Source organism: Saccharothrix longispora (genome assembly GCF_031455225.1).
GTDB lineage: Bacteria > Actinomycetota > Actinomycetes > Mycobacteriales > Pseudonocardiaceae > Actinosynnema > Actinosynnema longispora.
In genome coordinates this window covers 5,262,733-5,276,325 of the sequence record NZ_JAVDSG010000001.1, presented here as the reverse complement: position 1 = coordinate 5,276,325, position 13,593 = coordinate 5,262,733, and the positions used below count along the sequence as shown (strand labels likewise).

The following is a 13,593-nucleotide window of genomic DNA, read 5'->3' as shown; positions in this document are numbered from 1 at the left end:
TGCGGCTTCCCGTACCTGCCGGTCGGCCGAGGTCGGCCGGTCGGGGCTCAGTCGGTCGGGGGTCAGCCGATCGGGTCGCCGTCGACCGGCGGCCTCGGCTTGAGGACCGAGCGCGGCAGGACCTTCGCCCGCAGGGCCAGCGGCGCGTTGCGGTGCAGGCTGGCCCGGACGTCGTCCACCGCGCGCGGCAGGGCGGGGTCCGCGTCCGCGTGCGCGCTGTACCAGGAGCGCTCCACGGCGCCCACGACCGCGCGCAGGCCGTCGCGACCCTGGTCGTCGAGGTTGTGCGCCTTCACCAGGCGCCGGGCGGCGACCCGGATCGTCTCCGTGCTCGGCACGCGGGTGCCCCGGTCGACGGACTCGGCGACGAGTTCCCGCCACGCCGCGCCCGCCGCGTTCGGACCCAGGGCCGCCACGGCGCGGAGCCGTTCGCGGCGACGCCAGGCGCGCACCAGCGCCGGCGCCGCCACGGCGGCCGCCACCAGCACCGGCGCGGCCAGCCACCAGCTCACCAGCGCCACGACCAGCGTGAGCGCGACGGCACCGAGCACCGCCAGCGCGGCCAGGACGGCGGGGCGCAGCCAGGGCTTCCCGCTCAGCCACACCCCGCCGAAGAGCAGCAGCGCCCACAGCAGCAGCGCGACCAGACCCGTCGCGATCAGCGTGATCAGGTGCCACGCGGGGGTCGGCGCGGCCGTCTGCGTCGTCCCGTCCTGGCCCTGGGCGTCCGGCGCGGCCGAGGCCGAGGCCGAGGCGCCGGGCGCGGTGGTCGTGGTGGTGGTCGCCGCGGCCGCGGCGCTGGGGTCGTCCTCCTCGTCGTCGGCCTGGTTGCCCGAGATGTACGGCGGGGACACGCCGCGCCCGTCGGACAGGGGAGTCGGGTCGAAGGTCATCCACCCGTGGCCGGGGAAGTAGACCTCCACCCAGGCGTGGGCGTCTTGCGAGGTGATCGTCTGGAAGTCGCCGGTCGGGTACCCGGCGGTGAAGCCGAGGGCCACGCGGGCCGGGATGCCGACGGACCTCGCCATGATCGCCATCGCCGACGCGTACTGCTCGCAGAAGCCCTTCTTGCCGTTGAGCACGAAGTCCTCGAGCGCACCCGCGCTCATGTTGTCCGTGGTCTCCGTGGTGTACGTGAAGCCCTGCGTGCCGTCGGTGAAGTACCGGTACAGCGCGGTCGCCCGGTCGAACTGGTTGCTCTCGCCGGCCACGATCCCGCGCGCCAGGTCGGCCACCCGGTCCTCGACGCCGGGCGCCTCCAGGTACACGGGGTCCACGTCGACCGGGCCGGTCGCCCGGCGCAGGATGTCGGCGGACGGCGTGTCCAGCACCGTCCGCAGCGAGTACGTGCCGGACTTGCGGGCCCGCGTCGCGTAGACCATGCCGCGCTCCGGGTCGTACCGGTAGGCCTCATCGACGTCCGGCAGCCCCCGCGGCTTGCCGTACACCGGCAGCCAGTAGTCGAGCCAGGTCACCGGCTCGATCTCGACCTCGACGACCTCGCCGTCGCCCGGGTCGCCGGGCTGGACGGGCAGGTCGCCGCGGGCGGGCACGCCCTCCGGCATGTCCCGGCCGCCGGTCCAGCCCTGGTCCGGCACGTACAGCGGCAGCGTCATCGCGCGCAGGTAGGCCGACTCCGGCAGGTCGCGCACCCGGAACATCTCGCGGCTCGCGCCCTGGTTGAGCATGCCGCGCAGCTCGGTGATCGGGTCGATGCCCAACCCGCCGGAGCCGCCGCCGATCTCGTCACCCGTGCCCGGCAGCCTCCCGACGGTGCCGACCAGCGTGAGGCTCGTCCCGGCCAGCAGCGCGATCACCACGGCCAGGCCCGCCACCGCGGTCGCCGCCGGACCGGAGCCGCTCTGCCCGGCGCCCGGCAGCCTGCCGCGCCACGCCTCGTGCCGGTGCTGGCCGTCCACGGCCAGCAGCAGCGCGAACGCCGCCGCGCCGAACACGAACGTCCACAGCGGCAGCATCTCGTCGGCCAGCGACGCGGGCACCGCGAACACGCACAGCAGCACCAGGCCGGACGCCGCGGGCGCCGCCGCGCCGACCGCGAGGGCGTCCACCAGGACCGCCACCAGGCCGATGGCCACCATCACCAGGCAGCGCATGTTCCGGCTGTCCGGCACGGGCGGCACGCCGGTCTGCACCTCGCCGAGCGCGTTGCCCAGCACCGCGCCCAGGTCGCGCAACGACTCGGCCCCCGGCAGGAAGACCAGGAACCCGCTGGTCGTGTAGAGCGCCACGAGCAGGCACAGCAGCGCCAGGACCTGCCCGAGCACCACCAGCGGCGAGGGCAGCCTGGTCGGGCGCAGCAGCACGCCCGTGCCGACCACCACGACGATCGCCACCGCCAGGTGCACCATCCACAGCACGCCGTCGAGCACGCTCGACAGCGCGGTGGCCGCGCACAGCGTCGCCAGCCCGGCGACCGCGGGCGTCGCGGTCACCACCCAGTTCCCACCCGCCGGGGCGGTCGTCCTGCCGGTCACCGTCAACCCACCTCCGCGCGCACCACCGGGCCGCGGTTGCCCGCGCTGTGGCACAGCTCCTGCCAGACCTGCCCCATCGGCGTGTTCGGCCGCGCCACGACCACGCCCCACCCCGCACCGCCCAGCAGCTCCCGCGCGTCGGCCGGGTCCGGCGCCGGGTCCTCCGACGCGGACGCCCAAGCCCGCACGTCCAGCACCACCGCGAGGCTGCGCGCGCCGCGCGGGCGGTTGCGCACCAGCGCGTCCACCACGGCGGGCGTGCAGCCGCCGAGGATCGCGACGACCTCCTGGCCCGCGCCCGGGTCGACGCCCACCGCGGGCTCGCGCCGGTGCGAGGGCTGGAGCGCGGCCAGCGCGTCCAGCACCACCGCGTCGCTGTACCCGCTGCCGCCCGGACCGCCCACCAGCACCCGGCCGTCGTCGCCGACCAGGCGCACCTGGTGGCCGTAGCGGTGCAGGTGCAGCGAGACGGACGCGGCGAACGACACCGCCCACTCCAGGCTCGACCCGGGGCCGCTGCCCCGGTGCCCCACCAGCCGGTGGTCCAGCAGCACGGTCGTGCCGCCGCGCCACGGCCGCTCCTCGACGCGCACCATCAGCTCGTCGCGCCGCGCCGTCGACTTCCAGTGCACCTTGCGCAGGTCGTCGCCGTGCCGGTAGGGCCGGACCACGGCGTCGTCCTCGCCCTGCCCGGCGCGCAGCCGGATCGAGCCGTCGTCGCCGGAGCCCATGCCCGAACCGTTCGGCAGCCCGGTCAGCTGCACCACCCGCGGCACGACGACGAGCCGGCTGCGGCCCGCCATCTCGCGGTCGAACTCGGCCAGCCCGAACGGGTCGGTGATGCGCGCGAGCAGCGGCCCGACCTGCTGGACGCCGCGCATCACCGGCTTGAGCGGGTACCGCAGCACGGTCACCGTGTTGCGCGGCAGCCGCTCCACCACGAACCGGGGCCGCGCGCCCAGCGCGTACGGCACGGCGTCCTCCAGCAGCAGCCCACCGGTGGGCAACCGGCCCGCGCTGCGCAGTTCCACCCGCACGTCGGTCGCCGAGCCCACCTGGACCCGGCTCGGGTGCAGCACGCGGTTCGCGTGCAGGCCGATCCGCGCCCGCTGCGCCAGCCACGCGGCGAGCAGCGGCAGCGCCACCACGAACGCGGCGACGCGCAGCAGGTCGCGCTCGTTGAGCACGATCGCGCACAGGCCCGCGGCGAACCCGGCCGCCAGCAGGCACCGGCCGCGCGTGGTCAGGCCGGACAGCGCCCCGCGCATGTCAGCGGTGGTTGTTCGGGTTGGCGTTGTGCGGGAACTGGCCGGACGGGTCCGGCGCGGCCTGCGGCACCGGCACCCGCTGGAGCAGGTTGCGCACCAGGTCGGCCGACGACCGCCGGGCCGCCTGCGCCTCCGCGGTCAGCACCAGCCGGTGCGCGAGCACCGGCACGGCCACCGCGTGGACGTCGTCGGGCACCACGAAGTCGCGCCCGGCCAGCGCCGCCTGCGCCCGCGCCGACCGGACCAGCTGGAGCGTGGAGCGCGGGGACGCGCCCAGCCGCAGCTCCGGCAGCCGCCGGGTGGCGCCGACCAGCTCGACGGCGTACCGGCGGATCTCGGTCGACAGGTGCACCCGCCGCACGGCCTGGATCAGCCTGAGCACCTGCGCGGAGTCCGACACCGGCCGCAGGTCCGACATGGGGTCGTGGCCCGCGTGCTCGTCGACCATGGCCAGCTCGGCCTGCGGGTCGGGGTAGCCGATCGACACGCGCGCGGTGAAGCGGTCGCGCTGCGCCTCGGGCAGGGCGTAGGTGCCCTCCATCTCGATCGGGTTCTGCGTGGCGATCACCATGAACGGCGCGCCGAGCGGGTAGGTCTGCCCGTCGACGGTGACCTGGTGCTCCTCCATGCACTCCAGCAGCGCCGACTGGGTCTTCGGCGAGGCGCGGTTGATCTCGTCGCCCACCACGATGTTCGCGAACACCGGGCCGGGCCGGAACTCGAAGTCGTTGTCCTGCCGGTTGTAGATCGACACGCCGGTGATGTCGCTGGGCAGCAGGTCGGGCGTGAACTGGATGCGGCTGACCGTGCAGTCGATCGACCGGGCCAGCGCCTTGGCCAGCGACGTCTTGCCGACGCCCGGCACGTCCTCGACCAGCAGGTGCCCCTCGGCGAGCAGGGTCACCAGCGCGACGCGCACCACGTCCGGCTTGCCGACGATGACCCTCTCGACGTTGCCGGCGATCCGGCCGACCACGGCGTGCAGCTCGCCCAGCACCTCGTCCAACCGGGGTGAGCCGTTCACCGGCACCGTGTTGTCGACGTGGTTCACCGCGGGGCCGCCGGCACCGTACGGGTGCTCTGGCGCGGCTGGCTGGGTACTCGGAGTCACTCGACCTCCTGGAGCGGGCGCGGCCCTCCCGCGACCGGTTCGCGGTGGCGGTGAGCGTTTCACGCAGTGTGTCAAACCGGGGCGAAGCGCCCCACACCCGATTGAACATCCTCGTGCTGTCGGTTTCCACGGCCCGCGGACCCGGTCGGTTCAGAGGCTCCCCACCACGATTCCCCACCGGGGCGCCGCATGAACCGGTTTTGCCCGATTTCGTTGGGCCGTTCGGGTGGTCTTCGGGCCTTCTCGGCTCACTCGGGGAGGTGGTGGGCGTCGGCTTCCCCCACCGCCAACCGGGCTGCTCATCTTCGCTCTACCAGCGCAAACGTCGTGCGGAGGGTCGTGCATCCACCCGTTTCAGCGTTGACTGTGGGGAAAAGTGGGGTACTGTGGCGGCCGGTGGGGCAGACGGGGGCTCCACTGCCGGTCGTCAGCTCGACATCCGGCGTCGGGAGGTGGGTGCGCAGTGTTCCTGGGCACGCACAACCCGAGGTTGGACGACAAGGGCCGCATCACGCTGCCTGCGAAGTTCCGGGACGCGCTAGCGGGGGGTCTCATGGTCACCAAGGGCCAGGACCACTGCCTGTACGTGTTCCCGCGGGCAGAGTTCGAGCAGATGGCGCGCAAGGTCGCGGAGGCCCCGTTCACGAACGAGGCGGTCCGCGCCTACCAGCGCTACCTGTTCGCCGGTACCGACGAGCAGCGGCCGGACGGTCAGGGCCGGGTCCTCATCGCCCCGGAACTGCGCCGGTACGCGGGGTTGACCAAGGAGTGCGTGGTCATCGGCGCGATCACCCGGCTGGAGATCTGGGACGCCACGGCGTGGCAGCGGTACATGGACGAGCACGAGCAGCGGTACGCGGAAGCCCGCGAGGAGGTGTTCCCCGGACTGTTCTGATCGGCCGTTGATTCGAGGTTTCGGGTGCCGTGAGGCCTCGGTCCGCTCGGCTATCGGCCCTGGCGCACCTTCCCCGGCGCCAGGTTCGACGGGCGGGCGGGGACCTGACGACACCCGAATTTCACGTGTGCAGAGGGGGGATCATCCAGGGAGGGGTCGTGGTGGAGCAGGCGCGTCACGTGCCGGTGTTGCTCGATCGCGTCCTCGACCTGCTGGCCCCCGCGCTGGCCGACCGGGACGACGCCGTGTTCGTCGACTGCACGCTCGGCCTGGGCGGGCACTCCGAGGCGGTCCTCCGGGCGCACCCGAAGGTGCGGCTGGTGGGGCTCGACCGCGACCCGCAGGCCATCGCGCTGTCCCGGGAGCGGCTCGCGCCGTTCGCCGACCGCGTGTCCTTCGTGCAGACCACCTACGACGGCATCGCCGAGGCGGTCGGCGGCGCGGAGGTGCACGGCGTGCTCATGGACCTCGGGGTGTCGTCGTTGCAGCTCGACGCCGAGGAGCGCGGGTTCGCCTACTCCAAGGACGCGCCGCTGGACATGCGGATGAGCGCCGGTTCGGGCATGACGGCGGCCGACGTGCTGAACGAGTACCCCGCCGACGAGCTGACCCGCGTGCTGCGCGACTACGGCGAGGAGCGGTTCGCCCGCAAGATCGCGGGCGCGGTCGTGCGGGAGCGGGCGCGCGAGCCGTTCACCACGAGCGGCCGGCTGGTCCGGCTGCTCTACGACGTCGTGCCCGCGGCGACGCGGCGCACCGGCGGGCACCCGGCCAAGCGCACCTTCCAGGCGCTGCGGATCGAGGTCAACCAGGAGCTGGAGTCGCTGCGCGCGGCCCTGCCCGCGGCGCTGTCGGTGCTGGCGGTGGGCGGCCGGATCGTCGTGGAGTCCTACCAGTCGCTGGAGGACCGCATGGTCAAGCGCGCCTTCGCCGACCTGGCCGCCTCGACGACACCGCTGGACCTGCCGGTGGAGCTGCCCGGTCACGGCCCCCAGCTGAAGCTGGTGACGCGCGGCGCCGAGCAGGCGAACGAGCGCGAGATCGAGGACAACCCCAGGGCCGCCTCGGTGAGGTTGCGGGCGGCGGAACGCATCCGGGAGGCGACATGACCGCACCGGCACGGACCGGCGGTGGCGGCGCGCCGTCGCCCAAGCCCAGGTCGACGACCGGGGCGAACCCGCGCGAGCGCGCGCTGCGGTCCGTCCCCGCGGAGCGCCGCAGGTCGCCGGCCGCGGAGCGGGCCTACGCGCGGCGCGACCGGCGGACGCCGTCCAAGCGCGGCCCGGCGGTGACGCGGCAGCCGGTCGTGACGCCCAAGGCGCCGTTCGTCGTGATGGTCATGGTGGTGCTGGGCGTGGGCATCGCCGCGATCATGTGGCTGTCGACGCAGGCCACGGCCGACTCGTACCGCCTCCAGGACGCGCGGGCCGAGGAGACCCGGCTCGCCCGGCAGGTCGAGCAGCTGCGGCAGGAGGTGGCGCTCGCCGAGTCGCCGCTGGAGCTGGCCGAGGCCGCGACCAGGCTCGGGCTGCTCCCGGCGGGCGACCCGGCGCGGTTGCGGCAGCTACCCGACGGGACGGTCGAGATGTACGGCAGGCCGTCCGCCGTGCAGCCGCCCCCGCCGCCGCAGACGTCGACGGAAGCCCCACCTGCCCAGACCCCACCTGCCCAGACCCCACCCGCCCAGACCCCGCCTGCCCAGACACCACCGGCGCAGACGCCGGCAGACGGGCAGCCGGCACCAGGAGGTCAGTGATGCCGGGGCCCAGCCGGGGCAGGCCTGCCCGACGCCCGTTGTCCGTCCGCCCGTCCGCGCCCAAGCGGCGGCGCGGCGGCAACAGCCGGGTCCGCCTCGCGGTGGGGCGGTTGCTGCTGGTGGGTGCGCTGCTGGCCGCCGGCGTGAAGCTGGTGCAGGTGCAGGGCTTCCAGGCCGAGGCGCTCTCCGCCCAGGCCGAGCAGCAGCGCGCCACGCCCATCGACATCCCCGCCGCGCGCGGCTCCATCCTCGACCGCAACGGCAACCAGCTCGCGTTCAGCGTGGAGGCGCGCGCCCTGTACGCCGTGCCGCGGCTGATGCGCCAGGAGTGGGCCAAGGCGCTGGAGCGCGATCCGGACATCGGCAGCTTCGAGGCCCGCATCGCCGACATCGCCGCGTTCGTCGAGCAGACGCTGGGCAAGGAGGTCGCCGGCCAGAAGACCGACCGGGACACCGTGCTGGCCAAGCTCTCGCAGGACACCACCTACGTCGAGCTGGCCGACAACGTCGACCCCGGCAAGGCCGCGATCATCACCGACAAGTACTTCAACATCGGCTCGGAGTACCGGGCGGTGCGGGTCTACCCGAACGGCGAGCTGGCGTCGAACATCATCGGCGCGGCGAACTGGCGCAAGGACAAGGAACCGCCCGCGACGCACGGCCTGCTGGGCCTGGAGATCTCCGAGGACAACCTGCTGGCCGGCAGCAACGGGCGGCGCGTCGTCGACACCATGCAGGGCAACGACGACGTGGTCATCCCGGGGCCGGGCCGCTCCCGCGAACTGGCCGCAGCCACACCGGGCAAGAGCCTGGAGCTGACCCTCGACGTCGACACCCAGTACGCGCTCCAGCGGATGGTCACCGAGTACACCCGGGAGACGGCCGCCCGCTCCGGCTCCGCGGTGGTGCTCGACGCCCGCACGGGCGAGATCCTGGCGATGGCCAACGACAAGACGTTCGACCCGAACCGGTTCGGCAAGGCCGACGAGGAGCACCTGCGCAACGCCGCCGTGTCCACGGTGTTCGAACCCGGTTCGGTGCACAAGATCGTGACCGCCGCGGCGGCCGTCGAGGACGGCATCCACCAGCCGGACAGCGTGCTCGGCGTGGACGACAGCATCCGCGTCTCCGACCGCGTCATCAGGGACTCCGCCCCGCACCCGCGCCAGGACATGACGTTCACCGGCGTGTTCGCCAAGTCCTCCAACGTCGGCACGCTCATGGCGGCGCAGGAGATCGGCGAGGACCGGTACGCCGAGATGCTGACCAGGTTCGGTCTCGGCAAGCGCACCCAGTCGGGCCTGCCCGGCGAGGAGGCGGGCTACGTGCCGCCGCGCAACCAGTGGTCCGGCTCGACGTTCGGCAACCTGCCCATCGGCCAGGGCCTGAGCACGAACCTGCTCCAGATGACCGGCATGTACCAGGCCATCGCGAACGACGGCGTGCGCGTCCCGCCGCGCATCATCCGCGCCGAGGTCTCCGCCGACGGGGCGCGGCAGGTGAAGCAGCCCCCTGAGGGCGTGCGGGTGGTGTCGCCGGAGACGGCGAAGACGGTCCGCGACATGTTCCGCGCGGTGGTGCAGAGGTCGACGAGCGACCCGGACCAGACCGGCACCGGCCCGTCCGCGGCACTGCCCGGTTACCAGGTCAGCGGCAAGACGGGCACTGCGCAGCAGGTCGACCCGAAGTGCGGCTGCTACTCGCACAGCCAGCACTGGATCACGTTCGCGGGCATCTTCCCCGCAGACAACCCCCGGTTCGTCGTCGGGATCATGCTCGACAACCCGACGGTCGGCGAGCAGTCCGCCGCGCCGCTGTTCCACGACGTCGCGTCCTACCTGTCGCAGCGCTACCAGGTGCCGATGTCGGCGGAGCAGAGCCCCGTCGTGCCGCTGATCCTCACTCCGTAGCGGGCCGTCCGGCACGTCCCGGGTGGACGTGCCGGACGACCACTCTCCGTGCGCCGGTAGCCTTCCGCGCGTGCCTGCCAAGCTAGAGGGCAAGGTCGCGACCGCCCCGCCTCGCCCTTCCCGCACCCAGCCCGTTCCCGTGTCGGAGCTCGCCACGACCGTCGACGCGCACCTGACCGCTCCCGACCGGGCCCACGTGCTGGTGAGCGGGGTGACCTTGCGCGCCCAGCACGTGCGGCCCGGCGACCTGTTCGCCGCCCTGCCGGGCACCCGCGTCCACGGAGCCGACTTCGCCGCCCGAGCGGTCGAGGCCGGCGCGGTGGCCGTGCTGACCGACGCCGAGGGCGCCGCGAAGGTCGCCGGCGTGCCCGTGCTGGTGCACCCCGAGCCGCGTGCCGTGCTCGGCGCGCTCGCCGCCCGCGTCTACGGCACCCCCTCGTCGAAGGTGGCCGTGTGGGGCGTGACCGGCACGTCCGGCAAGACCACCACCACCTACATGATCGAGTCCGCGCTGAAGGCCGCCGGCCGGGCCACCGGCCTGATCGGCACGGTCGAGACGCGCATCGCGGGCGAACGGCTCGGCAGCGCGCTCACCACGCCCGAGGCCCCCGACCTCCAGGCGCTGCTGGCCGTGATGCACGAGCGCGGCACCACGGACGTGGCGATGGAGGTCTCCAGCCACGCCCTGCGCCTGGGCCGGGTCGGCGGCGTCGGGTTCGCGGTCGGCGCGTTCACCAACCTGTCGCAGGACCACCTGGACTTCCACCCCGACATGGAGGACTACTTCCGGACCAAGGCCGAGCTGTTCGACGGCCGGGCCCGGGTGGAGGTCGTCTGCGTCGACGGCGAGTGGGGTCCGCGGCTGGTGAAGCCGGGCACGGTCACCGTGGCGACCACCGGCGACGCCGACTGGACGGCCACCGGCGTCGCCGTCACCGCCACCGGCGAGCAGAGCTTCACCGCGCACGGCCCCGGCGGGGTCTCGTTCGACGTGGAGCTGCGCCTGCCCGGCGAGTTCAACGTGGCCAACGCCCTGCTCGCGATCGGCTGCCTGCACGCGCGGGGCGTCGACCACGAGGCGATCCGGGCGGGCCTGCGCGACGTCGAGGTGCCCGGCCGCATGCAGCGCGTCGACGAGGGGCAGGACTTCACCGCCGTCGTCGACTACTCGCACAAGCCCGCCGCCGTCGCCCTCGCCCTGGACGCGGTGCGGGCGCGCGCGACGGGCCGGATCATCACCGTCCTGGGCTGCGGCGGGGACCGCGACACGGCCAAGCGCCCGCTCATGGGCGAGGAGGCGGCGCGGCGCAGCGACGTGCTCGTCGTGACCGACGACAACCCGCGCGGCGAGGACCCGGCGGAGATCCGGGCCGCGATGCTGCGCGGCGCGCTGGGCGTGCCCGACGCCGAGCGCGGCGAGGTCGTGGAGATCGGCGACCGCCGCCTGGCCATCGCGCACGCCGTGGGCGAGGCCCGTGCCGGTGACGTCGTCGTCGTGGCCGGCAAGGGCCACGAGACCGGCCAGGAGGTCGCGGGTGTCGTGCACCCGTTCTCCGACGTCGACACCCTGGCCGACGCCATCCGAGGAGCAGCCCGGTGATCCCGTTGACCCTGGCCGAGATCGCCGAGGTCGTCGGCGGCACGGTCCACCACGCCACCGGCGACGAGGTCGTCACCGGCGGCGTCGAGTTCGACACCCGGAAGCTCACGCCCGGCGGCCTGTTCCTGGCGCTGCCCGGCGAACGGGTCGACGGCCACGACTTCGCCGCGCGCGCGATCGGCGCCGGCGCGGTGGGCGTGCTCGCCGGGCGCCCGGTCGACGTGCCGTCCGTCCTGGTCCCACCGCCCGTCGGGACCGACGACGGGAAGACCGGGAACGCGTACGTGCTGTCCGGGGACGCCGACGGCGCGGGCGCGGCGGTGCTGGCCGCGCTGGCCAAGCTGGCCCGGCACGTCGTGGACCGGCTGCCGGACCTCACCGTGGTCGGCGTGACCGGCTCGTCCGGCAAGACCTCCACCAAGGACCTCATCGCGGGGGTCCTCGCGCCGCTGGGCGAGACCATCGCGCCGCCCGGGTCGTTCAACAACGAGCTGGGCCACCCGTGGACCGCGCTGCGCGCCACCGCGAGCACCCGGTTCCTGGTGCTGGAGCTGTCCGCCCGCGGCAAGGGCCACATCGCCGAGCTGTGCCGGATCGCGCCGCCGACGGTGGGCGCGGTGCTCAACGTCGGCAGCGCGCACGTCGGCGAGTTCGGCTCCAAGCAGGGCATCGCGGAGGCCAAGGGCGAGCTGGTGGAGGCGCTGCCCGCCGACGGCGTGGCCGTGCTGAACGCCGACGACCCGCTGGTCGCGGGCATGGCCCCGCGCACGCGGGCGCGCGTCGTGCTGGTCGGGGAGCGGTCCGACGCGCAGGTGAGGGCCGTCGACGTCGAGCTGGACGCGCAGGCCCGCGCCGGGTTCACGCTGGTGTCGCCGCGGGGCGAGGCGCGCGTGCGCCTGGCCGTGCACGGCCCGCACCAGGTCGGCAACGCGCTCACCGCCGCCGCCATCGCGCTGGAGCTGGGCGCGACGCCGCAGCAGGTCGCGGACGCCCTCGGCACGGCGGAGCGGGTGTCGGCGCACCGCATGGCGGTCTCCGAGCGCCCCGACGGCGTGACCGTCGTCAACGACGCGTACAACGCCAACCCCGAGTCGGTGAAGGCGGCGCTGAAGTCGCTGGCCACCATCTCGCGGTCCACCACCCCGGCCCGCCGCAGCTGGGCGGTGCTCGGCCCGATGGCGGAGCTCGGTGCGGACCACGTCCGCGCGCACGACGAGATCGGCAGGCTCGCGGTCCGGCTGGACATCAACAAGCTGGTCGTCGTCGGGGAGGACGCCCGCGCGATGCGCCAGGGAGCGCACCTGGAAGGATCATGGGGCGAAGAAGCGGTTCTGGTGCCGGACGTCGCCGCGGCGGTCCAGCTGCTGAGCGACGAGGTGCGACCGGGTGACGTCGTGCTGGTGAAGGCATCCAACTCATACGGCCTGTGGCGGGTTGCCGAGGCTCTCCTGGAGGCGGGCAGCAAGTGAAGAGCATCCTGATCGCGGCGGCCATCGCCCTGATCACGTCGATCATGCTGACGCCGTACCTGATCAAGATCTTCTCCCGGCAGGGCTTCGGCCAGGAGATCCGCGAGGAAGGGCCGCAGAGCCACAAGACCAAGCGCGGCACGCCCACCATGGGCGGCGTCGCGATCCTGGTCGCGATGTGGGCGGGCTACCTCGGCGCGCACCTGGTGAACTCGATGTCCGCCTCCGCGCAGGACCAGACGCCCAGCGCGTCCGGCCTGCTCGTGCTGATGCTGACGACCTCACTCGGCGTCGTCGGCTTCCTGGACGACTTCATCAAGATCCGCAAGCAGCGCAACCTGGGCCTGAACAAGACCGCGAAGCTGGTCGGCCAGTTCGTCGCCACGATCATCTTCGCCGTCCTGGTCATCCAGTTCCCGAACAAGGACGGCTTCACGCCCGCGTCGGTCAACCTCTCGTTCGTCCGCGACATCAGCGTCGTGTCGTTCGGCATCGTCGGCTTCGTGGTGTTCTGCTACGCGGCGATCTCCGCCTGGTCGAACGCGGTGAACCTGACCGACGGCCTCGACGGGCTCGCCGGCGGCACGTCCGCGATGGTGCTCGGCACCTACGTCGTCATCAGCTTCTGGCAGTTCCGCTACAACTGCTCCAACCTGCTCGTGGCCGGCTGCTACGACGTGCGCGACCCGCTGGACCTGGCGCTGGTGGCCGCCGCCGCGATGGCCGGCTGCATCGGCTTCCTCTGGTGGAACGCCGCGCCCGCCAAGATCTTCATGGGCGACACCGGCTCGCTGGCGCTCGGCGGCCTGGTCGCCGGCCTGTCCATCGCGACCCGCACCGAGCTGCTGATGGTCGTCATCGGCGGCCTGTTCGTGGTCGAGGCGCTGTCGGTGGTGCTCCAGGTCGCGGTGTTCCGCACGTCGCGGCGACGGCTGTTCCGCATGGCGCCGTTCCACCACCACTTCGAACTCGCCGGGTGGGCGGAAACCACGGTGATCATCCGGTTCTGGCTGCTCGCGGCCATGTGCTGCATGCTGGGCCTGGGGCTGTTCTACAGCGAGTGGCTCACCGCGGTGGAGAGCTGACGCC

10 protein-coding genes are annotated in these 13,593 nt (G+C 73.7%); 7 read left to right on the top strand and 3 right to left on the bottom strand.

What is annotated here, in order from left to right; genetic code table 11:
- Window positions 1–62 precede the first annotated feature (62 nt).
- From J2S66_RS21705 to J2S66_RS21695, 3 genes are read right to left on the bottom strand one after another with little or no spacing between them, the layout of a single operon-like run.
- Window positions 63–2,495 carry a transglutaminase TgpA family protein gene (locus J2S66_RS21705; RefSeq protein ID WP_310309059.1) on the bottom strand — a complete coding sequence of 811 codons (2,433 nt, stop codon included), beginning with the start codon at window positions 2,493–2,495 and terminating at the stop codon, window positions 63–65.
- Between the two features lie 2 nt (window positions 2,496–2,497).
- Window positions 2,498–3,763 (bottom strand): DUF58 domain-containing protein, encoded by a 1,266-nt coding sequence (locus J2S66_RS21700; protein ID WP_310309057.1) that lies wholly within the window; start codon window positions 3,761–3,763, stop codon window positions 2,498–2,500.
- 1 nt (window position 3,764) lies between these two features.
- Window positions 3,765–4,874: an AAA family ATPase gene (locus tag J2S66_RS21695; RefSeq protein ID WP_374726107.1), complete on the bottom strand. Its 1,110-nt coding sequence runs from the start codon at window positions 4,872–4,874 to the stop codon at window positions 3,765–3,767.
- A 463-nt stretch (window positions 4,875–5,337) separates the two neighbouring features.
- Here J2S66_RS21695 and mraZ point away from each other — a divergent pair, with 463 nt between their 5' ends.
- The 7 genes from mraZ to mraY all read left to right on the top strand — a co-directional run bounded on the left by mraZ (window position 5,338) and on the right by mraY (window position 13,589).
- The gene (gene mraZ / locus J2S66_RS21690) at window positions 5,338–5,769 is read left to right on the top strand and encodes a division/cell wall cluster transcriptional repressor MraZ (RefSeq protein ID WP_306750685.1); all 432 of its coding nucleotides are present in this window, start codon (window positions 5,338–5,340) and stop codon (window positions 5,767–5,769) included.
- Window positions 5,770–5,927: 158 nt separating this feature from the next.
- Window positions 5,928–6,878 (top strand): 16S rRNA (cytosine(1402)-N(4))-methyltransferase RsmH, encoded by a 951-nt coding sequence (gene rsmH, locus J2S66_RS21685; RefSeq protein WP_306750684.1) that lies wholly within the window; start codon window positions 5,928–5,930, stop codon window positions 6,876–6,878.
- Window positions 6,875–7,525, top strand: coding sequence for a cell division protein FtsL (gene ftsL / locus J2S66_RS21680; RefSeq protein ID WP_310309055.1), 651 nt, complete (start codon window positions 6,875–6,877; stop codon window positions 7,523–7,525). Before rsmH ends, ftsL begins: the two co-directional genes overlap by 4 nt.
- Window positions 7,525–9,435 carry a peptidoglycan D,D-transpeptidase FtsI family protein gene (locus J2S66_RS21675; RefSeq protein ID WP_310309054.1) on the top strand — a complete coding sequence of 637 codons (1,911 nt, stop codon included), beginning with the start codon at window positions 7,525–7,527 and terminating at the stop codon, window positions 9,433–9,435. The genes ftsL and J2S66_RS21675 overlap by 1 nt, the downstream gene beginning before the upstream one ends.
- 70 nt (window positions 9,436–9,505) lie before the next feature.
- Window positions 9,506–11,035 carry a UDP-N-acetylmuramoyl-L-alanyl-D-glutamate--2,6-diaminopimelate ligase gene (locus tag J2S66_RS21670; protein WP_310309053.1) on the top strand — a complete coding sequence of 510 codons (1,530 nt, stop codon included), beginning with the start codon at window positions 9,506–9,508 and terminating at the stop codon, window positions 11,033–11,035.
- The gene (locus tag J2S66_RS21665; RefSeq protein ID WP_310309052.1) at window positions 11,032–12,504 is read left to right on the top strand and encodes a UDP-N-acetylmuramoyl-tripeptide--D-alanyl-D-alanine ligase; all 1,473 of its coding nucleotides are present in this window, start codon (window positions 11,032–11,034) and stop codon (window positions 12,502–12,504) included. The genes J2S66_RS21670 and J2S66_RS21665 overlap by 4 nt, the downstream gene beginning before the upstream one ends.
- A complete protein-coding gene (gene mraY, locus J2S66_RS21660; RefSeq protein WP_306750677.1) occupies window positions 12,501–13,589 on the top strand; it encodes a phospho-N-acetylmuramoyl-pentapeptide-transferase in 1,089 nt (362 codons plus the stop codon). Before J2S66_RS21665 ends, mraY begins: the two co-directional genes overlap by 4 nt.
- The last annotated feature ends 4 nt before the right edge of the window (window positions 13,590–13,593 follow it).